Annotated in this window: 17 protein-coding genes and 1 riboswitch; of the genes, 5 read left to right on the top strand and 12 right to left on the bottom strand. The window is 72.3% G+C overall.

All coding sequences use genetic code 11. The features are described 5' to 3' along the window. From MXD95_RS27185 to ybiA, 4 genes are all read right to left on the bottom strand, one after another. A partial coding sequence (locus MXD95_RS27185) for an acetyl-CoA carboxylase biotin carboxylase subunit (RefSeq protein WP_250643592.1) occupies positions 1-1203 on the bottom strand: 1203 nt, incomplete at its 3' end. 419 nt (positions 1204-1622) lie between these two features. After that, positions 1623-3269: a carboxyl transferase domain-containing protein gene (locus tag MXD95_RS27180; RefSeq protein WP_250643591.1), complete on the bottom strand. Its 1647-nt coding sequence runs from the start codon at positions 3267-3269 to the stop codon at positions 1623-1625. Between the two features lie 458 nt (positions 3270-3727). After that, positions 3728-5134 carry a DUF5925 domain-containing protein gene (locus MXD95_RS27175; RefSeq protein ID WP_250643589.1) on the bottom strand — a complete coding sequence of 469 codons (1407 nt, stop codon included), beginning with the start codon at positions 5132-5134 and terminating at the stop codon, positions 3728-3730. Between the two features lie 147 nt (positions 5135-5281). Then, complete coding sequence (gene ybiA, locus MXD95_RS27170; protein WP_250643588.1) at positions 5282-5878, bottom strand: riboflavin biosynthesis intermediates N-glycosidase; 597 nt, start codon at positions 5876-5878, stop codon at positions 5282-5284. A 305-nt stretch (positions 5879-6183) separates the two neighbouring features. Between ybiA and MXD95_RS27165 the strand changes: the two genes are divergently transcribed. Continuing rightward, positions 6184-7113 (top strand): DUF3710 domain-containing protein, encoded by a 930-nt coding sequence (locus MXD95_RS27165; RefSeq protein WP_250643587.1) that lies wholly within the window; start codon positions 6184-6186, stop codon positions 7111-7113. Positions 7114-7296: 183 nt separating this feature from the next. Next, positions 7297-8931 (top strand): cobalt-precorrin-6A reductase, encoded by a 1635-nt coding sequence (locus MXD95_RS29775; RefSeq protein ID WP_308301593.1) that lies wholly within the window; start codon positions 7297-7299, stop codon positions 8929-8931. On the opposite strand, the gene cobJ is transcribed toward MXD95_RS29775, so the two are convergent. Genes cobJ through MXD95_RS27140 form a run of 3 tightly spaced genes read right to left on the bottom strand, consistent with a single transcriptional unit; the run spans position 8916 to position 12810 of the window. Next, positions 8916-10484: a precorrin-3B C(17)-methyltransferase gene (cobJ, locus tag MXD95_RS27150; RefSeq protein ID WP_250643586.1), complete on the bottom strand. Its 1569-nt coding sequence runs from the start codon at positions 10482-10484 to the stop codon at positions 8916-8918. The genes MXD95_RS29775 and cobJ overlap by 16 nt on opposite strands. Before the next feature lie 53 nt (positions 10485-10537). Next, positions 10538-11194, bottom strand: coding sequence for a precorrin-8X methylmutase (locus MXD95_RS27145; RefSeq protein ID WP_250643585.1), 657 nt, complete (start codon positions 11192-11194; stop codon positions 10538-10540). Beyond that, positions 11188-12810: a ferredoxin-like domain-containing protein gene (locus MXD95_RS27140; protein WP_250643584.1), complete on the bottom strand. Its 1623-nt coding sequence runs from the start codon at positions 12808-12810 to the stop codon at positions 11188-11190. Before MXD95_RS27140 ends, MXD95_RS27145 begins: the two co-directional genes overlap by 7 nt. A gap of 553 nt (positions 12811-13363) precedes the next feature. Beyond that, positions 13364-13487: riboswitch (cobalamin riboswitch) on the top strand. A gap of 175 nt (positions 13488-13662) precedes the next feature. Between MXD95_RS27140 and MXD95_RS27135 the strand changes: the two genes are divergently transcribed. Continuing rightward, positions 13663-17700: a cobaltochelatase subunit CobN gene (locus MXD95_RS27135; protein ID WP_250643583.1), complete on the top strand. Its 4038-nt coding sequence runs from the start codon at positions 13663-13665 to the stop codon at positions 17698-17700. A gap of 239 nt (positions 17701-17939) precedes the next feature. Further along, on the top strand, positions 17940-19169 hold the full coding sequence (locus tag MXD95_RS27130; protein ID WP_250643582.1) for a winged helix-turn-helix domain-containing protein: 1230 nt from the start codon (positions 17940-17942) through the stop codon (positions 19167-19169). Between the two features lie 225 nt (positions 19170-19394). Here the strand turns inward: MXD95_RS27130 and MXD95_RS29075 are convergent, their stop codons facing one another. The 4 genes from MXD95_RS29075 to MXD95_RS27110 all read right to left on the bottom strand — a co-directional run bounded on the left by MXD95_RS29075 (position 19395) and on the right by MXD95_RS27110 (position 22742). Then, positions 19395-20342 (bottom strand): endonuclease domain-containing protein, encoded by a 948-nt coding sequence (locus tag MXD95_RS29075; RefSeq protein ID WP_250643581.1) that lies wholly within the window; start codon positions 20340-20342, stop codon positions 19395-19397. 600 nt (positions 20343-20942) lie between these two features. Then, on the bottom strand, positions 20943-21920 hold the full coding sequence (locus tag MXD95_RS27120) for an aldo/keto reductase (protein WP_250643580.1): 978 nt from the start codon (positions 21918-21920) through the stop codon (positions 20943-20945). Further along, positions 21920-22381: a MerR family transcriptional regulator gene (locus tag MXD95_RS27115; RefSeq protein ID WP_250643579.1), complete on the bottom strand. Its 462-nt coding sequence runs from the start codon at positions 22379-22381 to the stop codon at positions 21920-21922. The genes MXD95_RS27120 and MXD95_RS27115 overlap by 1 nt, the downstream gene beginning before the upstream one ends. A gap of 142 nt (positions 22382-22523) precedes the next feature. After that, positions 22524-22742 (bottom strand): hypothetical protein, encoded by a 219-nt coding sequence (locus MXD95_RS27110; RefSeq protein ID WP_250643578.1) that lies wholly within the window; start codon positions 22740-22742, stop codon positions 22524-22526. Positions 22743-23058: 316 nt separating this feature from the next. Here MXD95_RS27110 and MXD95_RS27105 point away from each other — a divergent pair, with 316 nt between their 5' ends. Continuing rightward, positions 23059-23634 carry a TerD family protein gene (locus tag MXD95_RS27105; RefSeq protein WP_250643577.1) on the top strand — a complete coding sequence of 192 codons (576 nt, stop codon included), beginning with the start codon at positions 23059-23061 and terminating at the stop codon, positions 23632-23634. 211 nt (positions 23635-23845) lie between these two features. On the opposite strand, the gene MXD95_RS27100 is transcribed toward MXD95_RS27105, so the two are convergent. After that, complete coding sequence (locus tag MXD95_RS27100; RefSeq protein WP_250643576.1) at positions 23846-24457, bottom strand: DsbA family oxidoreductase; 612 nt, start codon at positions 24455-24457, stop codon at positions 23846-23848. Between the last annotated feature and the right edge of the window lie 69 nt (positions 24458-24526).

The following is a 24526-nucleotide window of genomic DNA, read 5'->3' as shown; positions in this document are numbered from 1 at the left end:
GGGGGGGGGGGGGGGGGGGGGGGTGTGGTTGTGGGGGGGGGGGGGGGGGGGGGGGGGGGGGGGGGGGGCCCCGCCGCCCCCCCCCCCCCCCCCACGCACGGTGTCGCCCACCGGTTCCTGGAAGGAGAGAACCGTGCCGCCGGTCGGCAGGAATCCACGCGCCGGGTCCTCCGCGTACACCCGGGCCTCGATCGCGTGACCGGCCGTGTGCACGTCGGCCTGGCCGAAGCGCAGCGGCTCGCCGACGGCGACATGGATCTGCTCGGCGACCAGATCCACCCCCGTGACCAGCTCGGTGACCGCGTGCTCGACCTGCAGTCGGGTGTTCATCTCCATGAAGTAGAACTCGTCGGGCGTGTCAGCCGACATGATGAACTCAACCGTGCCGGCGCCCACGTAACCGACGGCCTGGGCCACCGCGACGGCGGCGGTGCCGAGCCGCTCCCGGGTGCGAGCGTCGAGCATCGGCGACGGCGCCTCCTCGACGATCTTCTGGTGGCGCCGTTGCAGGCTGCATTCACGTTCACCCAGATGCAGGACGCTGCCATGCCGGTCGGCGAGGATCTGCACCTCGATGTGGCGAGGCCGCGAGATCAGCCGCTCGACGAACAAGGTGTCGTCACCGAACGCCGCCGCAGACTCACGGCGCGCGGAGGCGACCGCCTCGGCCATCTCCGCGGGCTCCCGCACGATGCGCATCCCCTTGCCACCGCCGCCCGCCGACGGCTTGACCAGCACCGGGTAGCCGAGCTGGCCGGCAGCCTCGATCAGCGCCGCGTCGCTCATCCCCGGCGCCGACCGACCCGGGACAACGGGCACGCCGACCTCGGCGACGGTCCGCCGCGCGCGAATCTTGTCGCCCATCACCTCCACCGCTGTCGCCGGTGGTCCGATGAACACCAGTCCGGCGGCCTCGCAGGCCCGCGCGAACGTCGCGTTCTCGGCCAGGAACCCGTAACCCGGATGCACCGCCCGCGCACCGCTCGCCCTCGCCGCGTCCAGCACGGCGTCGATGTCGAGATAGCTCTCGCGGGCGGGTGCCGGCCCGATCCGGACGGCCAGATCCGCCGCCCGGACGTGACGTGCGTCGGCGTCGGCGTCGGAATGGACGGCGATCGCGCGGATGCCGAGCTCACGCAACGTCCTGATGATCCGAACCGCGATCTCCCCGCGGTTCGCGACCAGGACGGACGTGATGCCCACATCGTCTCCGCTGCCGGCAGCGCCATTCACCGCGGGCCGTTCCAGTGGCGACGGTCCGGCCGGGCCTGGCCCTGCCGGCGCCGGGACCGGCGGTGCCGAGACGCCCGGCACCGCCCCGACCGGCACCGCGCCGGGCGGCGCCGCGGCGGGCGGCGGACCGATCCCGCCGCTGCCGCGCTCGGGTCCATCCGCGGGCCCGCCGGACGGTACCGGCGAGTGGCCGGAGTTCTCCCACGAGGTCAGATCAGCGGCGGACACCCTGGACCCCTACCTCCCGATTGCTCCTGCGCACCGTCGACTCCCGTGCATTGTCCTCGTCACCCACGCGCCGTCCCGCGGGAATCCCGACCCGACCATCCGCGGACGGATCCGGCCCGGTCGTTGCGGCGACAGCCCTGCCTCGCCCCGTCCTCGCCCCGTCACATCCGAAACACCCCGTATCCCACCGGCTCCAGCGCGGCGTTGGCGGCCACGGAAAGACCCAGGCCCAGCACCATACGGGTGTCCACGGGGTCGATCACGCCGTCGTCCCACAGCCGTGCCGTCGAATAGTAGGCGTTGCTCTGCGTCGCGTAACGCTCGTGGATCGGCGCCCGGAACGCCGTTTCGTCCTCGTCGCTCCAGTCGACGCCGGTCGCGGCGAGCTGGTCGCGCCGGACCGTGGCCAGCACGGCGGCGGCCTGCTCACCGCCCATCACCGAGATCCGCGCGGTCGGCCACATCCAGAGGAACCGCGGAGAGAACGATCTTCCACACATGGAGTAGTTGCCGGCGCCGTAGGACCCGCCGATGACGACCGTGAGCTTCGGGACCCGGGCGCAGGCGACGGCGTTGACCATCTTTGCCCCGTGCTTGGCGATGCCCGCCGCCTCGTACTCGCGGCCGACCATGAAACCGGTGATGTTCTGCAGGAACACCAACGGGATGCCCCGCTGATCGCACAGCTCGACGAAGTGCGCACCCTTGAGCGCCGACTCGCCGAACAACACCCCGTTGTTCGCGACGATGCCCACCGGATGGCCGTGCAGCCGGGCCGTGCCGGTGACCAGGGTGGGGCCGTACTCAGCCTTGAACTCGGCGAAACGGCTGCCGTCGACGATCCGGGCGATGACCTCACGCACGTCATAGGGAGTCCGCCCATCCGGCGGCACGGCCGCGTACAGGCCGGCGGGATCGACGGCGGGCTCCTCGACTGGTACGACCCCCCATGGGCGTGGCGCACGCGGCGCCAGCGTGGCCACGATCGACCGGATGATGCGCAGCGCGTGATGATCGTCCTCGGCGAGATGGTCGATCACCCCGGAGATGCGCGCGTGCAGCAGGCCGCCGCCCAGCTCCTCGGCACTCACGACCTCGCCGGTCGCCGCCTTCACCAGCGGCGGCCCGCCCAGGAAGATCGTTCCCTGATCGCGGACGATCACCGCCTCGTCCGCCATCGCCGGCACGTAGGCGCCGCCCGCCGTGCAGGACCCGAGCACGGCGGCGATCTGCGCAATACCCTGCGCCGACATCCGCGCCTGGTGATAAAAAATGCGACCAAAATGATCCCGGTCGGGAAAGACCTGGTCCTGTAGGGGCAGAAAGGCGCCGCCCGAGTCGACCAGATAGACGCACGGCAGCCGGTTGTGCAGTGCGACCTCCTGGGCGCGCAGATGTTTCTTCACCGTCAACGGATAGTACGTCCCCCCCTTCACCGTCGCGTCGTTGGCGATGACGAGGCATTCCCGTCCGCTGATCCGCCCCACGCCGGTGATGATGCCCGCGCCCGGGACCGGATCGTCGTACAACCCGTTCGCGGCCAGCGGGGACAGTTCGAGAAAGGGGCTGCCCCGATCAAGCAACGCGTCGACCCGGTCCCGGGGCAGCATCTTGCCTCGCTCGACGTGCCGCTCCCGCGCCTGCGGCGATCCCCCGGCCGCGGCGACGGCGAGGCGCTCCTGCAGGTCAGTCACCGCGTGCCAGTGCCCCTCGGCGTTACGCCGGGCCTGTTCCCCCGACGCGTCGACCCGACTGAGCAGAACAGGAACGTCCGCCCACGCGGCACCACCCACCTCGACGCCCGGCACCTGCGCGGCGACTCCACCTTGTACCGCGGTCACGGCCACACCCCCACAATGACGAACAGATCCCTACCAGACACGACGTTTCCCCAGGCCACCAGGTTGCGAATCCTGATGCCGCCGGCAGACATAGAACCGTGCGGTGCCGTTTGCCGACAAGGGCTTCCCACCGCGCCGGTGGACACCACCGCATACCCCGAATTCGGTACGCCACCTGCAACCCGAATTGCCCTGGTTGATACCAACGCGGCATACCTTAGCCGCTGCGGGTAAACATCCGGCGATGGGACGTGGTCACCCCTTGCGACCTGCGGCGATACAACCGTGCCCCGGTCCGGTCCGGTCCGGCTCGGGGCGCCGCACGGCCCAGCGTGCGACGCCCCGAGCCTCTGGCCTGTTTCCTGTCCCGACCCGACCCGACAGGTGTCGCGGACTCCGGGAGTCCGCCGCAGAGGTGTCCCGCCCTACAGGTAGAGGCCGTGGCGAGGGTCCGCCAGGGTGGGGCGAGGCAGACCGCGGCCGTCGCGCAGCGCGAACAGCTCGGCGAGTGTCATCGTGGAGCCGACGCCCTCGGCCGAACCGAGCCAGGAGACCGCCTCGGCGTGCGGCAGCGCGCCGACCTCGATCTGGGCCAGGCAACGTCCCGGGCGGACGACGGCGGGATGCAGCCGGGTCAGGTCCTCGTTGGTGGTCAGCGCGACGAGCACCTCGCGGCCCTGGCCGACCAGGCCGTCGGTGAGGTTCAGCAGTCGCGAGAGCTGCTGACCGGTCGATCCCCGGCCGTCACCACGGATCAGCTCGTCGCAGTCCTCGATGACGAGCAGCCGCCAGCGCCGACCGACAGGCTGGCCCATCCGGTCCTCGACCCGCTCGCTGTACGCCTCGGCCGCGGAGCGGGAAAGTCCCGCCCCCCGCTCGACCCCTGGGCGCTCACCGCTGTCCGCACCGCTGGCCCTGCCGACGCCGCCGGAACCACTCAAACTGTGAGAACCGTGAGAACCGCCCTGCCGATCGGCGCTGTCGTCGGTTCCCCCCGCGTCCTCGGAGTCCGCCAGCCCGACGGGTCCCGCGCCGGCATCGGTCAGCGATTCGGCCGCATCGGCCTCGCCCTCACCGTCATCGTCGAAGCCGATCGCGACCTCCATCATGTAGGCGGGATCGGCGAACAGCGCCTCCGGGTCGAGCACGCAGTCGACCTGGCACCAGGACCGCCACTCATGGGCCAATGCGCGCAGCACGGTCGTCTTCCCGGTACCGGCGGGGCCGTGCAGCAGGATCAGCCTCCCCGCGACGGTGTCCCGGCGCACAGCCATCAGCGCGTCGAGCCCGCCCACCGTCGACGAGGCGTAGTTGCCTCGGATGGACGGCCAGCTCGTCGTCGCCGTGCGGCGGCTGGTCCGGATCGGTCCGCGCTGGCTGGACAGATACCAGAAGCCCATGGTGACGGCGCTGTCCGTGCCGGCTTCGGCGGTCGAGGTGCGCACCACGTCATCGAGCACCCCCCGGGCGAGCTGTTCGGTCACGGCGGTGACGGTGACCTCACCCCCGCCGCCGCGCCAGCGCACGGCCCGCACGGTCCAGCCCTCGCCGACAGCAAGCCGTGAGTCACGAGACTCCTCAACTACGGAGCGCAGCAACCGGGCTCCGGAAGGCAACAGGGTAGCGCCGGGTAGCAGCCGATCGAGCCGCGCACTGCGGGCCCAGGGCTGTTCACCGGTCGTGAAGGGAGCGAGCGCAAGAGCGTCGACCACGTCATATGGAGTATCGGAATCGTCCAGGCCGACGACGAACGGAAGCTTCATCCCCCCGCTCAGCGACTCGGAGACCATCCAGGACTTGGGCAACGACGCCTTCTGGTTTGGAACAGACACGCTCTCAATGGTCCCGGACGCATGCGGATTCCACCATCCCGTTACGGGATTTACCGCGCCACGCCGCGACACAGCCTGGCCGAGACACGGTCCTCGCGGCCGGCCAGGCCGTCATCGGCGGCCAGAAAGCGGCCCCGCCGGCCCCGCCTATGCCGCCCCGCTCAGGCCAGCCGACCGGGTGACGCGCAGCCTGTGGCGCACCTCCATCAGCGCGAAACCCAGCAGGTTGTGCCCCGGCCAGCGGCCGGGATGGGCGGCCCGCTCGTCCTGGCGGTCGCAGCCGATGCCCCAGATCCGGTCCCGCGGGCTCGTGTTGGCGAGGATCAGGCCCGTCGTGCCGACGAGGTAGCTACCGAGCGCCCGGTTCTGGCCGAACTTGGCCAGGTTCGCCTCGACCGCGACAGCACGCCGCTGGCCGGCCCAGACCGCCGGGTCATAGCCCCGCACCCGCTGGCACGGCGTCGAGAGCGGAATCGGCGCCGGCAGCGCCCACACCGAACGCAACGCCTCCTCATCACCGAACACGATGGCCTTGCGGGCCAGGACGAAGTGCTGGGCGCTGCGGTACTGCACCCCGTCCACCTCGAACCGGCTGGGCCACAGCAGGCTGAGGCACCCCGCCCCGGTGCTGTCCGAGACCGCCAGGGACAGCCCGCCGAAGTAGCGATAACGCAGCGGAGTCTCGGTCAGCTCGAGACGGCAGAGGTCGTCAACGGTGCGGGGCGGGGCGGCGGTCGGGAGCACAGGTGCGAGGCTCGCAGATACCAGGTTCCGCCGACCCCGGTTTACCCAGATTTCTCTCGACAGGTGACATCCGATCAACGACAGAACGCTTCCGCCCGACGCCTCCCGGTGCCTCCCGGTGCGGCCGCAAGGGCCCCACATCCCCGGCGCGCCTACCTGGCGAACTCATGTCGTCACCTCATGCTCGTCGATGGAGGTGGTACGCAGTGCTTGGTGGACGTATTGCTCACAGGATTATACGTAGGGTGACTGGAGATCCTGGCGACCCCAGGCCCGATGCCTCTCGCTCCGGGACCAGGCCGGACATGGCCACGCAGGACAGGGCCGCCCGCCCCGAGACCGCCCGCCCCGGGACCGGCGGCCCCGAGACCGCCCAGCACATGACCACCCAGCGTGGGAGCGGCCAGTCCGCAAGCGCCCAGCCCGCGGGCATCCGGCCCCAGAACGCCCCGGGCGACGCGGTCCCCCGTATCGGTCCCTTCGATCTCGCCGATCAGCCGGACGACGGGCGCCGGCGTGCCGACTTCGGGGCGCTGCACATCCCGCAGGTCGACGGCACCTGGATCCGGCTCTCGCTCGACGGCCCCCTGCCGGCGCTGATCGCCACCGACGGCGCGTCCGCGATCGAGATGACCGTCCTGGCCGCGCCACGCGGCGAGGATCTGTGGGACGGGATCCGCGCCGAAATCCTGGCTGCTCACGACGGCGCGACGACGTCCGACGAACGGCTCACATCAGGCGAAGGACCCGATGCGAACGCCGGTGCGGAGGATCGGGACGGCGCGGACACGCGGTCCGAGGACCGGATCGACGAGGGCCAGGTCGACGCGGCGGCGCCCGAGGCGGGCCCGGACCTGGGGGTGGTAACCGAGCGGCCAGGGCCGCACGGCCTCGAGGTGCAACTGTCCATCGTCACCGAGCAGGGCCCGCTGCCGGCACGCATCGTCGGGATCGACGGTCCGCGGTGGTTCCTGTGCGTGGTGTTCACCGGCGAGGCCGCCACCGATCCGTCGGCCGCGCCTGCCCTGGACGAACTGCTCGGCGCCACCGTCGTCGTCCGCGGCTCCGAACCGATGCCGGTCCGCGAGCCGCTCCCGATCGTCCCGCCCGACCGCCACGCCGCCCCCACCCTCGACATCCCCGCCCCCCGCCAGCCGACGGAGATCATCACCCTCGGCGGGCGGGGCAGATCGACCACGTCGACCCCACCGACCACCTCCGCCTCGTCGACCTGACCCGCTGTCACACAAGGTCGTCCGCCCGCGATCCCGCGATCCCGCCGGGGACTGCTGCTAGCGTTGCCCGGCGTGTCCTGTTCCGAGCGCCCGCCCGGCGCCCAGTGTCGGCCCGCATCGGGCGAGCGGCGGATGACGGCCTCGGCCCGATGACGGTGCAGCTCAGATGACGGTGCAGCTCGGATGACGGTGCACTTCATCGGTGCGGGGCCGGGGGCGGCCGACCTCATCACCGTGCGCGGGCGCGACCTCATCGCCAGCAGCCCGGTCTGCGTGTATGCCGGGAGCCTCGTGCCCGCCGAGATGCTGACCTGGTGCCCATCCGGAGCGCGGCTCGTCGACACCGCCCGGATGAACCTTGAGGAGATCGTCGCCGAGCTGTGCGCCGCCGACGCGGCGGGGCTGGACGTCGCCCGGCTGCATTCCGGCGATCCGTCGCTGTACAGCGCGCTGGCCGAGCAGATGCGCCGGCTGGACGCGGCCGGCGTCCCCTACGATGTGACACCCGGCGTACCCGCGTTCGCGGCCGCCGCCGCCGCTCTTCGCCGGGAACTGACGGTGCCCGGGATCGCCCAGACCATCGTGCTCAGCCGGGTGTCCGTGGTGTCGAGCCCCATGCCGCCCGGTGAGGACCTGGCCACCCTGTCGGCGTCCCAGGCGACGCTGGTGCTGCACCTGGCGGTGCACCGGATCGAGGACGTGGTCCGCGAGCTCACCCCGCGGTACGGCCCGAGCTGTCCCGTGGCCGTCGTGGCCTGGGCGAGCCGGGAGCGGGAGGTGGTGCTGCGCGGCACTCTCGCCGACATCGCCGGGCAGTCCCGCGCCGCCGGCCTGACCCGGACAGCGGTGATCCTCGTCGGCCAGGCCTTGGCCGCGGACGGCTTCCCGGACAGCTTCCTCTACTCCAAGGCCCGCTTCGCCGCGGCCGGCGACCTGCCCGCGCCGGCCACCGGCTGGTCATCGGTGCCCCCCGAGCCAGCCCCGCCACGAGCCCCGCGCCGCGTCCTTCTGCTCGGTGGCAGCGGAGAAGCCCGCCGGCTGGCCACGACGCTGGCCGGCGACGACCGGGTCGAAGTGCTGTACTGCCTGGCCGGACGGGTGCGGGACCCGCGGATTCCACCCGCCAGCCAGATCCGGATCGGCGGATTCGGCGGGCCGGACGGGCTCGCCGCGCTGCTGCGGACCGAGCGCATCGACATCCTGGTCGATGCGACGCATCCGTTCGCCGCCAGGATGAGCGCGTCGGCGGCGACCGCGGCCGACGCGGCGGGCGTCCCCCTGCTGCTGCTGCGCCGGTCGGGCTGGCAGGAGCGCCCCGGCGACGACTGGCGCCGGGTGCCGTCCCTGTCCGCCGCCGTGGACCTGCTCGACCGGTTCGTCCCCGATCCGAAAAGCCGGCCGGGCTCCGACGCGGCGGCGCGGGTGTTCCTGACGACCGGGCGCGGGGATCTCGACCTTTTCGCACGGCTGGATCGGCCCTGGTTTCTGATCCGCTGCGTCGAGGCCCCCGACGGGCCGCTGCCGCCACGGCACACCGTCCTGCTCGACCGGGGGCCGTTCGACGTCGACGGGGAGCGGGCGCTGCTACGCCGGCATGCCATCGACCTGGTCGTCACCAAGGACAGCGGTGGGGCCATGACCGCGGCGAAACTCACCGCCGCCCGCGAGCTGGGGTTGCCGGTCGTCCTGGTGGACCGGCCCGCGCCGCCGGCCGGCGTCGACCTCGTCGACTCGGTTGACGATGCTCTTGGCTGGCTCGCCGGGCGGATCGCGCAGGACCCACGAGCCAACGGCAGCGATCATCAGGAGTCGGGGTAGCTGCGGGGGGTGAAGACCAGGTCGGGGCGGCCGGGGCGGCGCACCGTCCGCGTCGTGGACGAGCCGACGAGCAGCAGGCTGCGCATGTCGACGACGTCCGGGTCGACGGCGCCGAGCGTGGTCACGGTGACGGTCTCGGTGGAGCCGCCGACGTCGCGGCCGATCACCAGGGGCGTGTCCGGACCCCGATGCTCCCGTAGGACGGCGAGCGCCCGGTCAAGCTGCTCCCGGCGGACGCGCGACGCCGGGTTGTAGAGCGCGAGGACGAGATCGGCCGCCACCGCCGCCCGCAGCCGCCGCTCGATGATCTCCCAGGGTTTGAGCCGGTCGGACAGCGACAGCACGCAGAAGTCGTGCCCCAGTGGCGCGCCGACCCGGCTCGCCACCGCCTGGGCCGCGGTGAGCCCCGGCACGACCCGCACCGCCACCTGCGCGAACCGCTCCTGCTCGGCGGCCTCCACGACCGCGGTCGCCATCGCGAACACTCCCGGATCCCCCGAGGAGACCACCGCGACCCGGACGCCCCCGGCGGCGAGCTCGAGGGCGTGTTCGGCCCGGTCAGCCTCGACGGTGTTCCCCGACGGATGCCGCCGCTGCCGCGGGTCGACGGGCACCCGGTCGAGATACGGCCCGTAGCCGATGAGCTCCTCGGCCGCCGCCAACGCCGCCTCGGCCTGCGGGGTGAGCCAGGCGGAATCGCCGGGCCCCAGCCCGACGACGACCACCTCACCGGCCCGCCCGCCGTCGAGCGCCCCGTCCCCGCCCCCGGCCCCGGCCGGCCGCGTCCCGGCCCTGGCAGCGCCGATCGGCCCGGCAGGCGTGCTGCCCGCCCGGGTGACCCAGTCGGCCTGTCCGGCCCGCAGCGGCGCCGGGTCGTCCGGTCCGCGCACGGGGCTCGGCAGCACGGCGAGGGAGAAGTACGGCACGGACGCCGGGTCTACCTCGTCCAGCCGCGCGATCCGCTGGCCGCTGGTGGTGGCCCGCTCGACATACCAGGTGTCGGCGAGCCGGCCCGCGTCGCTGAACGCCTCACGCACCCCGGGGAACGTCCGGCCCATCTTCAGCACGACGGCGGTGTCAGTCCCGGCGATCCGTTCGGCGAGCGTGTCCGGCGGCAGGGTCCCTGGCATCACGGTGAGCACCTCGTTGCCCTCGACCAGCGGTCGGCCGAGTACCGCGCATCCGGCGGACAGGGAGGTGACTCCCGGCACGACCTCGGTCGGATACCGGTCGGCCAGCCGGCGGTGCAGGTGGATGAACGAGCCGTAGAAGAACGGGTCGCCCTCGCTGAGCACAACCACGTCCCGGCCGGCGTCCAGGTGAACGGCCAGCCGCTTGGCGCAGTCCTCGTAGAACTCGTCGATCGCCCCGCGGTACCCGCCAGGATGCCCGGTCACCTCGGTGGTGACCGGGTAGACCAGGGCCTCCTCGGCCTGGTCGCCGCGCAGCAGGGTGGCGGCGATGGACCGCGCGATGCTGCGGCCGTGCCGCGCACTGTGGTACGCGATCACATCCGCGTCCCGGATGAGCCGCGCCGCCTTGACAGTGATCAACTCCGGATCCCCCGGCCCGACCCCCACGCCCCACAGCCGCCCTGGTCGCGCGGTCATTCCTGCTCGCTCGCGATCGCGTTGACCGCGGCGACGGCCATCGCGCTGCCCCCACGGCGGCCGTGCACGACGAGATACTCCAGCCCGGCCGGATCGTCGACCAGGGCCTGCTTGGACTCGGCCGCCCCGATGAAGCCGACCGGAACGCCGAGAACGGCGGCCGGCCGAGCGCCCCCGGCCGCGACCAGTTCGAGCAGCCGGAACAGGGCGGTGGGCGCGTTGCCGACCGCGACGACCGCACCGGCCAGCCGCTGCGCCCACAGATCGACGGCGGCGGCGCTGCGGGTGGTGCCGAGCTCGGCGGCGAGCGCCGGCACCCGCGGGTCACCCAGCAGGCACAGCACCTCGTTGCCCGCCGGAAGCCGGCTTCGGGTCACCCCGACGGCGACCATCCGCGCGTCGCACAACACCGGCGCGCCGGCCAGCAGCGCCGCCCGCGCCGCGGCGACCACCCCCGGGCTGTACGCCAGATCGTCGACCAGATCCACCATCCCGCACGAATGGATCATGCGAACGGCCACCCGGGCGACGTCCGCGGGCAGCCCGTCCAGGCGGGCCTCGGCGCGAATCGTCGCGAACGACCGGCGATAGATCTCGGAGCCGTCGCGGACATAGCTGTACTCCGACCGTGGCGTGCCCGCCGACGTCACCATTTCCACCCGCCTGCTTCCGTCGTCCGTGCCGCCGTGACCGCGCCGACCAGCGCCGACCAGTCCTCGGGGGTCAGCTCACCACCACTGCCCGTCGCCCAGGTAATCAGCGTTCCCTCGGGCGGTTGGGTGCCGTCCGTCCGGTGGACGCGATAGCCGTCCGGCTCCGCGACCACCTCGACGACGGATCCGGACGGCTGCCCGCAACGCCGCCCGCATCCCGACCAGTGCGTCGGCAGCAGCCGGCGCTCATCGCCAGGGGACGTTTCGGACGCCCGAGCCGGCCGGCGCGTCCCCGTGGCCGACCCGGCCAACGACCCCGCCAACGGCCCGCCCCCCTGCGCCGCGCGGGAACCGCCCGCGGATACCTCCGGCGGCATGCCGGTGGCGCCCACGGATACCTCCGCCGGCGTGCGGGTGGCGGCCGCGGATACCTCCGCCGGCGTGCGGGTGGCGGCCGCGAGCCGGGTGGCGTCGCGACGCACGTCGGTGACGGACCGGGCGCAGCCGGGACGGCCGGCGCAGCTCGTCACACCGGTCCATCCGGCGCCCGGCTCGACCACCAGCCCGGCGGCGGCCAGCCGCGCCCGGATCCCCGGGATGTCCGCCGCCATCCGATCGACCAGAACCACCGACCGCCACGGCGTTACGGTCAGCCCGTCACCGCCGGCGAGCTCGGCGGCAAGCTCGAGCTGGCCAGCCCTCAGCCGTCCCAGCGGGACGAGGACGGTCACGGCCCGGCGACCGTCCCGCTGGACGTACACCCCCGGCCGAGCTCCCCGCGGCGCGGGATCCGCCACGTCCGCACCCGCACCCTGAGACACCGACTCCGCACCGCCACGCGTGCCACCGGAGAAAGCACTGGCAGCGACGACGGAAACACCCACCGCGGCCGCCGCCGCCGCCGCGAGCAGCCGCTCCCGGCCAGACGGCAGCTCCGCGACCCGCCAGGCGGACGCGGCCGGGCCGCCCGCACCGATCAGCTCGACGAACGCCCGGGCGGCGGCGAGCAGCACGGGTACCGCGTCGGCGTCGGGAACGCGCAGCTCCCAGGGCTCGCCGGCCACGCGCACCAGGGTCCGCCCGCCCGGCAGTGCCCGCAGCGCGAAATCCGCCGGGATGGCGCCGAGGTCACCGGTGCCATCGTCGACGGTGAACAGGACCCGGCCAGGCAGCGCCGCCAACGCCGGATCGGCGCACAGCCCACGGTCGAGCGCGGCGACCAACGGCGTGACATCCCGTCCGTGCGCGACCCGCCCGGACATCGGCGAGGCGACGATGTTGCGGACCCGCTCGTGGGTGTCCGAAGGCAACAGGCCAGCCGCCCGGGCCCGGCGGGCCAGCTCCGCGGCGCCACCGCCCGCGAGACCGCCGTCAGCAACACCGCCGCGAGCAAGGCCGCCGTCAGCAAGGCCGCGCAGCTGCACGTTGCCGCGGGAGGTCAGCTCCACATGCCCGTCCGCGAGCTCTCGGGCACAGGCCGCAAGCACGCGGGCCGCGTGCGCCGTGAGCCGCCCGCCGGGCAGGCGAAGCCGGGCCAGCGCGCCATCGGCAGCCGAATGCGTCCTGAGCACCCCGGGGCAGGCGTCCTGGGCACGCTCCCGCCGGCTGGTGGACACCGGCGGAGCATACGTGCAAGCCGGGACAGGTGCCGGCGGTTCAGAAACGCCAGCGGGTGGCACCGCCCGATTCGACGGCCCGCGGCGCGGTCGCGGTGCCGGCCGTGATCCGGTAGACCGACCAGGGCGCGGACCGGCCAGGGCGCCGGACCTGACCCCCAACCACCAAGATCGCTACGCTACGCACCGGGCAGCGGGGCAAGATCCGGCCACGCAGGTCGCCATGGGGGGCAAATCGGGCATGAATACGCCCACGACGACCTGTTTGAATCTTGGGCTTGACTGACTCCCGGAAATTCGTCGCGGAGCGTGACGCTAGGCGCGTGATGTCGGCGGGCCGGCCTCGAGTGGTCGGCGGGGTTCCTAGCCAGCACCACAGGTCCGGCCGGCGATCGACATGGAGCCGAGAAAGACCAAGCCGACAACGGACGAGGCAGGGGGAAGGTGCCGGGGAAGGGAAAGTGGCCGGGATGCGTCCGTTGACGCGGGCGCGGCTTGACAGTGATGCCGGGCGATCTGTCATGGTGGAGCAGCCACGAGCGGCGAGCGGCGAGGAAGTCCGGTGTGAATCCGGCGCGGTCCCGCCACCGTCACCGGGGAGCGGACCCCAGGCATGGCCACTGGCGCGGACAGCCGTCCACGCTGGGAAGGCCGGGGCGAGCGATCGTCGACGATCCACCGTGGCCCCGCGCACCTCGCGTTGCCCGCGCACCTCACGTTGCCCGCGCGCGTCCCGTCCCGTCGGGCCACCGTCCGGCCGGGCCATCGTCCGGCCGGGCACCATCCGGCACCGACGGCCGAGCACGGCAGCCGGCTGACACGGGGACGCGGATCCCCGGGAGAGGCAGCTCCATGATCCTCGCACGCCCTGAACCGTCCCCTTCCGGGGAGTTCGACGCGACGATCCTTCTGCTGTCGACGTCCGACACGGACCTGCTCTCGGCCCGGGCCAGCGGCGCACGGTTCCGGCTCGGGAACCCGGCGCGGCTCGGCGTCGACGATCTTCCCGGGCTGACCGACGGTGTCGACGTCGTCATCGTGCGGATCCTCGGCGGCCGGCGGATGTGGGAGGAGGGGCTGGATGCGCTGCTCGCCGGGCCCCGGCCGGTGGTGGTCCTCGGCGGGGAGCGAGTGCCAGACGCCGAACTGATGGCCGCGTCGACCGTGCCCGCGGGCATCTGTGCCGAGGCGCACACCTATCTGACCGAAGGCGGCCCGGCGAACCTCCGCGAGCTGCACCGCTTCCTCGCCGACACGCTTCTGCTCACCGGAGGTGGCTTCGCCCCGCCGGTGGTCACCCCGTCCTGGGGCGTGCTGGAACGTTCGTCCGGCGCCTCGCCGGCAGACCATCGGCCCACCGCGGACACAGCCGCCACAACCGCCGAGTCCGCCGAGTTCCCCGCCCCCGAAGCCGGCGGGACAAGCCGGCCGGTGATCGGCGTGCTGTACTACCGCGCGCATCATGTGGCCGGGAACACGGCGTTCGTCGAGGCGCTGAGCGCGGCGGTCGAGCGGGCCGGCGGGGTGGCGCTGCCGGTGTTCTGCGCGTCGCTGCGGGCCGCCGAGCAGGAGCTGCTCGCCGTTCTCGGCCGGATGGACGCGCTGGTCGTGACCGTGCTGGCCGCGGGCGGCAGCCAGCCGGCGAAAGCCGGTGCCGGCGGGGACGACGAGGCGTGGGACGTCGGCGCGCTCGCGGCGCTGGACATCCCGATCCTGCAGGGGCTGTGCCTGACCAGCCCGCGAGCGGCGTGGGCCGATTCGGACGACGGGCTCTCCCCGCTGGACGCGGCTACCCAGGTGGCGATCCCCGAGTTCGATGGGCGGCTGATCACCGTCCCGTTCTCGTTCAAGGAGATTGACGAGGATGGCCTGACCAGCTACGTCGCCGACGCCGAGCGGGCCGATCGGGTGGCGGGCCTCGCGGTGGCACACGGCCGACTGCGCCACATCCCACCGGCGCGGCGTCGCGTCGCGCTCATGCTGTCGGCCTACCCGACGAAGCACTCCCGGATCGGCAACGCCGTCGGCCTGGACACGCCCGCGAGCACCGTCCGGCTGCTGCGGGCGATGCGCGCGGCCGGCTACGAGACCGGCCCGGACAGCGGCCCGGACGCGCTGCCCGGGGTCGAGGCCGGCGATGGGGATGCGCTCATCCACGCGATCATCGCTGCCGGCGGGCAGGATCCCGCCTGGCTGACCGAGGCGCAGCTCGCCGGCAACCCGGTCCGCATCCGCGCCGCCGACTACCGGACCTGGTTCGACACCCTGCCGGCCGACCTGCGCGAACGGGTGGAGCAGCACTGGGGCCCGGCCCCCGGCGACCTCTACGTCGACCACAGCGCCTCCCGCAACAGCAGCACCGTCCGGAACAGCAGCACCTCCCGCGACACCGACGCCGATCCGGATGGCGAGATCGTGCTGGCGGCGTTGCAGGCCGGCAACGTGGTGCTGCTCGTCCAGCCGCCGCGCGGGTTCGGCGAGAATCCGGTCGCCATCTACCATGATCCGGACCTGCCGCCGAGCCACCACTATCTGGCCGCCTACCGCTGGCTGTCGGCCCCAGCCGGCGAGGGCGGGTTCGGCGCGCATGCGCTGGTGCACCTCGGCAAGCACGGCACCCTGGAATGGCTGCCCGGCAAGACGGTGGGGATGAGCGCGTCCTGCCCGTCGGACGCGGCGCTCGGAAACCTGCCGATGATCTATCCGTTCCTGGTGAACGACCCGGGTGAGGGCACCCAGGCCAAGCGACGCGCGCACGCCACGCTCATCGACCACCTCGTGCCGCCGATGGCCCGCGCGGAGAGCTACGGCGACCTGGCCCGGCTCGAGCAGCTCCTCGACGAGCACGCGTCGATCGCGGCGATGGACCCGGCGAAGCTGCCGGCGATCCGCGCCCAGATCTGGACGCTCATCCAGGCCGCCCGTCTCGATCACGACCTGGGCCTGGCCGACCGCCCGCACGACGCCGAGTTCGACGACTTCCTGCTGCACGTCGACGGCTGGCTGTGCGAGGTCAAGGACGCCCAGATCCGCGACGGCCTGCATGTCCTCGGGGTCGCGCCGACCGGTGCCGCGCGGGTCAACCTGGTGCTGGCGATGCTGCGGGCCCGGCAGCTGTGGGGCGGCCAGCGCACCCTGCCCGGTCTGCGGGAAGCCCTCGGCCTCGACGAGAGCCTGCAGACGGCGAGCCGCACCGCGGTGGACGACGCCGAACGCACCGCCCTCACCCTGGTCACCGAGCTGGAACGGCACGGCTGGGAACCCGCCGCCATCGCCCCCACCGTCGCCGCCGTCCTCGGTACTCACCCCGCCCCCGGCCCCGGCACAGGCCTTGACGGCGACACAGGCCTTGACGGTGGCACAGGCCTTGACGGCGAACGGGCTGACGAGGCGCCCGTCGGGGAGGCAGTCAGCGGTTCCGCGGAACCTCCCGGCGTGCCGGCACCATCGAACGGTTCCGCGGAACCGGCCGGCCTCGCGGAACCGGCCGGGCTTCCGGAGTCGGCCGGCCGCGCTGAGGCGGTCGCGGCGGTGCTGCGGTTCGCGGCCACCGAGATCGTGCCCCGGCTGGCGCGCACGACCGACGAGATCACGCATGTGCTGCACGCGCTCGACGGCGGGTACATCCCGGCCGGGCCGAGCGGCTCGCCGTTGCGCGGGCTGGTCAACGTGCTGCCGACCGGGCGCAACTTCTACTCGGTCGACCCGAAGGCGGTGCCGAGTCGGCTCGCCTGGGAGACCGGCCAGTCCATGGCGTCCAGCCTGCTCGCGCGCTACCAGGCCGAGACGGGCCGCTGGCCGGAGTCGGTCGGGCTGTCGGTGTGGGGCACGAGCGCGATGCGGACCAGCGGGGACGACGTCGCCGAGGTGCTCGCCCTGCTCGGCGTCCGTCCGCAGTGGGACGACGCGTCCCGCCGGGTGCGGGGGCTGGAACCGATCGGGCTCGCCGAGCTCGGCCGACCCCGTATCGACGTGACCGTACGGATCAGCGGCTTCTTCCGGGACGCGTTCCCGCACGTCGTGGCGATGCTCGACGACGCGGTACGGCTGGCCGCGGGCCTGGACGAACCCGACGAGGACAACTACGTGCGCGCACACACCCGCGCCGACCTCGCCGGCCACGGCGACGAGCGGCGCGCCACCCTGCGCATCTTCGGGTCACGTCCCGGCGCGTACGGCGCGGGACTGCTGCCGCTGATCGACAGCCGTAACTGGCGCGACGACGCCGATCTCGCCGAGGTATATGCCACCTGGGGTGGCTACGCCTACGGCCGCGGCGTCGACGGGACGGCAGCCCGCGCCGACATGGAGGCGGCCTACCGGCGCATCGCCGTGGCCGCGAAGAACGTGGATACCCGCGAGCACGATATCGCCGACTCCGACGACTACTTCCAGTACCACGGCGGGATGGTCGCCACCGTGCGTGCGCTGACCGGCCGGGCGCCCGCCGCCTACATCGGCGACAGCACCCGGCCCGAGGCGGTACGCACGAGAACCCTGATCGAGGAGACCTCCCGGGTCTTCCGCGCCCGGGTGGTGAACCCCCGCTGGCTCGCCGCGATGCGCCGTCACGGCTACAAGGGTGCGTTCGAGATGGCCGCCACCGTCGACTACCTGTTCGGCTACGACGCGACCGCCGGCGTGGTCGCCGACTGGATGTACGAGCGTCTCGCCGAGACCTACGCCCTGGACGTCGAGAGTCAGAAGTTCTTCCTCGAGTCGAACCCCTGGGCCCTGCACGGCATCGCCGAACGGCTCCTCGAGGCCGCCGCCCGCGGACTGTGGGAGCATCCCGAGCCCGCCACCCTCGACGGCCTTCAGGAGCTCTACCTGCGCACCGAGGGCCAGCTCGAGGACGGCACCGCGGGCACACCGGACGCGGCCAGGTAGCACCAGCCGGGTACCGGCGCGAACAGGCCGGGGCCACGGACCCGTCCCGGCACGGCCTAGGTACCCCCGGCCGGGGCCATCCGGCCTGTCCCCGCAGGGCCCGGATGGCTCGGAAACCCCGCAGGACAGCGCCTTCACCGGGTCTCCCGCGCATCGGCCCACGTGCTCGGACAGCACCATCCACCACCCGACCGCGCCCCTGGCGGGACAATGCGGGGAGTTCGGGGAAAATGGCCAAGGTGCGGACGACTCTTCTGCTCGTAGGTGACGAGACGGCGGCGCGCCGGGAACTCCTGCCCGCTCTGATGGACGAGGGCTACGGTGTCGACACCGCCCGTTCGGGCGATCAGGCCCTCGCCATGCTCGCCGCCCAGCCGATCCACCTGGTGCTGGCCTGCCTCCCCCTGCCCTCCGAACCGGGATGCCTTCCTCCGCCCGACGGCCTCCTGCCCGGCGACCCACTGCCCAGCCGCCTTGCCGCCCTCGACGGCTCGTGCTTCGACCACCTGGCCTGGCTCGGGGAAGCGGAGCGGCCGCCTGCCCGGGAGCAGCTCTCACCACCCGAACGGGCCGAGCTCGCCGCCGAGCGGCTCGACACCCTGGTCTACGGCCCCGAGGGCCCACCGACCGTCGACATTCCCGCTGCGGCTCCAGCCCTCCGGCTCCTTCCCATACCTGGCTCTGGCTTCCGCCCCGCCCGAGACCGCCGCTCCCCCGTTGTCCACGAGACTCACGCCCAGCCCACCGCGGACCCACCCGCCGTCGTATCCCCACCCGTCACGCCGCCCCCGACCGCCATGCCCCCAGCCGCGGTACTTCGGGCCGCGGTACTTCGGGCTGCGGTGCCACCGACCGCGGTACCACCGACCGTGTCGGCCTCCGGCACCGCCCTGATGCGGACCGACGCCACCCGGCTGAGTGGCCTGGATTTCTGTCGACGGGTCCGAGCCGCGAGCGACGTCCCGCTCGTCCTGGTCGCCGACCGGTACGACCCGGACAGCATCGTCGCCGGTCTGGAGGCCGGCGCCGACGACTACATCACCGCCCCACCGCTGTCCGCGGAGGCGCTGGCCCGGCTGCGGGCGCTACTGCGCCGGACCCATCCCGACCACGCGGCGGCCCGGGCTCTCAGTGTCGGCGACCTACTCAGCGTCGGTGACCTGCAGATCCGCCCGGCCGAGGGGGTCGTCCGCCGCAGCGGCGAGGACCAGCATCTGACCCGGACCGAGTTCCGGCTCCTGTGCGAGCTGGCCGTGGCCGGCGGCCGGGCGGTCAGCCGCAAGCAGCTGATGGAACGGATCTGGGGTTACGACTACTTCGGCGGGGCGCGGATGCTCGACGTCCACGTCCGTCGATTGCGCCGCAAGATCGAGGCGGACCCCTCGGCCCCCACCCACATCCTCACGGTCCGCGGCATCGGCTACCGCGTCTGCTCTCCGACCGCTCGTGATCCCATCCCCGCCGGCTGATCCCGCCACCCACCACCTACCGCCTCCCGTCTCCCACATCCCACCTCTCCCGATAGTCACCCTCCGCAGCCGGCCGCAGAGCAAGATCCGGCTACGCAGGTCGCCGTGGGGGGCAAATCAGACACGAACACCCCCACAACGACCTGCTTGGATCTTGACCCCCCACACGGTCGACCATGACGTCACGTACCGCGATTCACGCTGCCCCGCCAGCCAGCCCTGGGGTCAAGGCCACCTCATGGACCCCGCAGACCCTCCGGACCCACGGACCGCGCGGGCCTCGGCATCACGCAGCACGGCGCGGACGATCTCCGTCAGGCGCTCGGCATCCGAGATCGCGTCACGCCACGTGAATCGCAGGATCTCCCAGCCCAGACGGACGAGATCATTCTGGCGGCGACGGTCGCGGTACAGCGCCGCGGGCTGGCCGTGCGGCCCAACACCGTCGGCCTCGATCGCCACCTGCAACGAGGGCCAAGCGAAGTCGAGCCGGGCGACCTCGTTGCCGGTGACTGGATCACGCACGGGCCACTGGGTCTCGCCCGGCGGCAGGCCGGCGTCGCAAAGCACAAGGCGGATGCGGCTTTCCAGGGGCGACTCGGCCTTCCCATCAATCAGCGGCCACCAGGTCCTGGTGGTGCCGCCGCCACGGCGGCACCAGACTCGGCGACGCATCTCGGCGACGTCCGCCGGGGTGATTCGACGCGCATGCAGGGTCGCGTCCATCGTGGTGATAAACGTCTCGCGGTCGTGCATGACCGCGACGTCCTCCAGGGTTCGCCGAAGTGAGCTGGTGGGAATCCCAGCGTGGTCCGTGACCTCCCAGGGTTCGAAGGACGATCGGTGCCTGCGGTATCCACGCCGCCGACGCTCCTGGTCGGCATCGGGGAACGCAAGGTCGACCGGTTCGCCAGGCAGACGCTCGGGAAGGCCAGGCAGGCCGTGGAGCCGCGCGGCGGTCAGCCCGCAGATCGTGCCGCCGAGCACGGTGGACGCGGCCCGAGCGTGTGCCCGGAGCTCGTTGCGCACTGGCGGCACGAACATCGCGCCGCGGATCGGTGACCCCCAGCCGTGCCGCTGCCGTAAGGTCCTGATCGCGTCGGGGGTCATACCGAAGGTGAGCGCCTGCACACGGGTGACGACGTCATCCTGCTGCCGGGCAAGGGCGGTCACATTCTGCTGGGCCGGGTGCACTTACCGAGTCTGCGGTCCGGCGACCGCCCCGCGAAAGGCGTTTCCTCCTTCTGTGGAAATCCGTGGATCGCACCAGGCAGCTGTGGACAACCGCCCGAGAGGCCGCCTCCTCCGCCCCGCGTCCTCTTCCGCTCGCATCGCACTCCGCCCCAGATACTCGCCTCCAGCCTCCACACTCGGCCCGAGCGGTCGACAGCTCCCGAGCGCTACGCGGCGCAGTGGGCCACCGATCAAGATCCAGCTACACAGGTCGTCGTGGGGGGCAAATCAGACACGAACACCCCCACAACGACCTGCTTGGATCTTGACCCGGGTAGATTCGGGTTTCGTCGTCACACACGGCGACTCCAGACACACAGCGATTCCGGCTACTCACGCAGGGCGCGTAGGACCGGTCAGGCTGGCTGCCTGAGACCACGGCGAGCGGAGAAGTCGCCGGTCGAGACCATGCCGCGCCGCCGCCGGGAGCCGCGCAATGCGGTCGGCCGACGGGAGCCGGCCGACAGGAGTCAGCGACCAGCGGTCCAAGCCCAGCGATCAGCGGTCAGGAGTCGGGGGTCAGCGGTCAGCGGTCAGCGGTCAGCGGTCGATCGTCGACGCGTCGAGATAGCGGTCGCCGGCGACGGACGCGGCGAGGGTGGCCAGGTGCGCCGCCTCGGCCTCGGTGAGGGAGAGCTCCGCGGCGGCCACGTTGTCCTCCAGGTACCGGCGGCGCTTGGTGCCGGGGATCGGCACGACGTCGTCGCCCTGGCGGTGGACCCAGGCGAGGGCCAGCTGCGCCGGCGTCACCCCCTTGTCCGTGGCCAGCTTCTCGATCTCGGCGAGCAGGCCGAGGTTCGTCTCCAGGTTCTCGCCCTGCATCCGCGGGAGGGTCATCCGGAAGTCGTCGGGACCGACATCCGCCTGCGAGCGCAGGGTCCCGGTGAGGAACCCTCGGCCCAGCGGGCTGTAGGCGACCAGGCCGATACCAAGTTCCCGCAGGGTCGGCAGGATCTCCGCCTCCAGCTCCCGCGACCACAGGCTGTACTCGGTCTGCAGGGCGCTGATCGGCGCGGTGGCGTGGGCCCGGCGGATCGTCGCCGGCGCCGCTTCGGACAGGCCCAGATACCGCACCTTGCCGGCGGTGACGAGCTCCGCCATCGCCCCGACAGTCTCCTCGATGGGAACGTTCGGGTCGACCCGGTGCTGGTAGTACAGGTCGATGTGGTCGACGCCGAGCCGTGCCAGTGAAGCGTCGGCGCTGGCACGGACGTATTCCGGCCGGCCGTTGACCCCGCGGGCCGCCGGGTTGGCCGGGTCACGGACGATGCCGAACTTCGTGGCGATCACCACCTGGTCACGGCGGTCCGCGACCGCGGTGCCGACGAGACGCTCATTGGTATACGGGCCGTACATGTCGGCGGTGTCGAGCAGGGTGACGCCGAGGTCGAGGGCTCGGTGGATCGTGGCGATCGACTCGGTGTCGTCGAACACTCCGTAGAAGTCGGACATCCCCATACAGCCCAGGCCTTGGCGGGACACCCGCAGACCCTGGTTACCTAGCGTGACAGCACGCATCAGCGGATCCTCTCCTCGTATGCAGCGATCTTGACGTCGATGGCGGCCAGGTTGCTCTGCACCTCGTGCAGCCGTTCGAGTACCCGGCGCCGGTGCTCGGTGAGCAGCTCCAGCCGCTCGGCCTCGTTGCCCTCCCCGGCGCCGGCGAGACGTGCATAGCGGGCCATCTCGCGAATCGGCATGCCGGTCAGGCGCAGCCTGGTCAGGAAGATCACCCAGGCGATGTCGGTCTCGGTGTATCGGCGATGCGACGACGTGGCCCGCGCGACCGGCATGCGCATCAACCCGGCCCGCTCGTAATAACGCAGCGTGTGGACGCTGACCCCGGTTGCCTGCGCTGCCTGGGCGATCGTCCACGCCGATGTCTCGGAGCCGACCGCCGGGTCAGCGCAACCATCCGTGCCGTCCCGAGGAGTCGCCTCGGGCCCAGGCGGGATGGCCGGCGACGGTGCGGGGGGCAACGATCCGGGCGGCAACGATCGGGGAGAGGCGGGGGGCAGCCGAAGGGACGGTGATACAGACGCTTCGAGCGTGGCCATACCTCAGACGCTAGGTCCTGAAGTGCACTCCAAGTCAAACGTCTGTGCCCGCCGACCGGGCCCCTCAGCTCAGGTGCCAGTGCTCCGGTTCGAGCCGAAGCCAGCGGTCGATCTCCGCACGCCACCAGATCCGGGTTCCGCCCCAGGTCGCGGTGCGGTTCACCACCGCGGCCGGCTTCGGCGCCGCCGGGTCGACCCGCAGCCGATGGTCCACTGCCTGACGGGTCAGGCCGAGCGTGCGCGCGATGTCACCGGAGCCGACGAGCAGCGGAAGTTGATCCACACCTGCCGACGTTAGCCAACCACACCTATCACGCGCCCGTGGAACGGAACAGCTCGGCCCTGTGGTACTTCCAGCCTGGCACCTTGGCACTACCTCCGATGCCCAGGCTGAGGAAGAGTATCGGCGTTGCGCTGCGGCCGAACGCCGGCATGTGCTTGGCTGATCACGGATCGCGTCAGCCGCAGGCGCGCCGCTCACCGGACCAGTCGCCGTCGGGCCGACAGGGCCGACCGACCGTGGCCGACACGCTGGCTCACCGACTCAGCTGGCCTACCGACGCGGGCTGGCCTACCGACGCAGGGGGAAACGGAGAACAGTGGGCATCGACCTTGCCAAGGGCGCCAGCACCGTCCTCGCCGAAACCAGCGGCATTCTTACCCACATCACTGTCGGCCTGGGCTGGGATCCGAACCGTCCGGGTGCCGAGGAATTCGACCTGGACGCGAGCGCCATCGCCCTGCAGGCAAACGACCGGGCGCCGAACCGCAGCTACTTCGTCTATTACAACAATCTGAGCACCCCACGGGGTGAGATTGTTCATCGCGGGGACAATCTCACCGGCGCGGGCAGCGGAGATGACGAGCAGATCGAGGTGCGTCTCGACCTGCTCTCCCGGGCGATCACCCGTATCGTGTTTCCGGTGAGCATTCACAACGCCGAGTTCCGCCGGCAGAGTTTCGGGGATGTGCACGAGGCCTACATCCGCATCGTCAACGCGGACACGGGTGAGGAGTTGGTCCGCTACGACCTGACCGCGTCCGCCGCGCGCGACACCTCGATGCTTTTCGGTGATCTGTTGCGCGCCGACGACGGCTGGCACTTCCGCGCCCTGGGCGAGGGCGGGGTACGAGGGCTCACGGAGATCGCACGCTCCTACGGCCTCGACGTCTAGACCGGCCCGGACAGCCCTGGCCGGCGCCGGGCAGCCGATGCCCCCCGCTCAGAGAGGTCCGGCCGCCCTACCCGGGCGCCCGTGCCGGACCAGACGGGGCGCCCGAGCCAGACGAGGCACCCCGGGTCGCCCAGGCCGCCGACCCGGGCGACCCCGGCTCGGCGAGGTTCTGGCGAGGCTGGGGCCGGGCGGGCTCAACGGGTAATCCGCCTCAACGGGGAATCGAGGTGTGCTTGAACTCGTTCAGCTCTGGCCATCCGGTCAGCAGGTCCACGACCCGTTCGACGGCGCGGATCGACACCGCCGCCGGCGCCCCCAGCGGCGCCCGGTTCATCAGCCGGACGAACACGGCCTGCTCGCCCGCGATGAACGTCGGCACTCCCCAGACGGAATGCGACTGTACGTAACGCTCGTGTTCGGCGCGTACCTTTCCGAGGACCGACCCGTCGTCGATACGGGCCAGCACGTCGTCCGCCGGCACGCCGGCGCCGGTGAGCGCCGCGGCGAGGACGTCGCGGTCCTCCAGATGGCGGCCCTCGTCGTGCCGGACGGCGAACAGCGCGCGGTGCGCGGCCGGGAACAGGTCGGGGTACTCGTCGCGGACGACGACTCCGGCCTGCAGGGCGAGGATCCCGGTGTCCTGCTCCGGCTTCTCCCAGACGCTGGGCTGGCCCTCCTCGACATGGGCCTGCCCCAGAGAGAAGGGCAGGAACTCGACATTCCAGTCGGCTCCGGCCGCGAGACCGGTCAGCACGTGCTCGTGCGCGTTGCGCGCGAAGGGGCACCGGTAGTCCCAGGTGACGGCGAACGTGGCAGAGGTCATATCCGCGGCAACGCCCACCCGTCCGGCAGTGTTCCACCGCGGTAAACCTCGTAACAGCGCTGCAATGAT

Origin of the sequence: Frankia sp. AiPa1, from assembly GCF_023243075.1 — a bacterium.
Classification (GTDB): domain Bacteria; phylum Actinomycetota; class Actinomycetes; order Frankiales; family Frankiaceae; genus Frankia.
This window is presented reverse-complemented; position numbering and strand designations above follow the sequence as displayed.